We start from the raw sequence: 414 nt of genomic DNA on the forward strand, positions 1-414 counted from the left end.
GGCCTGTCGTCGGCTAATAGCTCGATCGGCTCCCTGTCGACTGGCCTCAGCACCACCAACAGCAACGTCGCTTCGCTGTCCTCGTCCACGTCCACCGGTCTGTCGTCCGCCAACAGTTCGATCGGCTCTCTGTCGACCGGCCTCAGCACCACCAACAGCAACGTCGCTTCGCTCTCGACCTCGGCCTCGACCGGTCTCTCGTCGGCCAACAGCAGCATCACTTCGCTGTCCTCGTCCACGTCCACCGGTCTGTCGTCCGCCAACAGTTCGATCGGCTCCCTGTCGACCGGCCTCAGCACCACCAACAGCAACGTCGCTTCGCTCTCGACCTCCGCTTCGACCGGTCTCTCGTCGGCCAACAGCAGCATCACTTCGCTGTCCTCGTCCACGTCCACCGGTCTGTCGTCCGCCAAC

General features: G+C 64.0%; 1 protein-coding gene. It reads right to left on the reverse strand.

Annotation, left to right across the window (positions count from 1 at the left end):
• A partial coding sequence (locus tag AC1RQF_RS33460) for a hypothetical protein (protein ID WP_492874424.1) occupies positions 1 to 395 on the reverse strand: 395 nt, incomplete at its 3' end.
• Positions 396 to 414 lie beyond the last annotated feature (19 nt).

This window comes from Burkholderia sp. GW821-FHT14F03 (assembly GCF_058803765.1).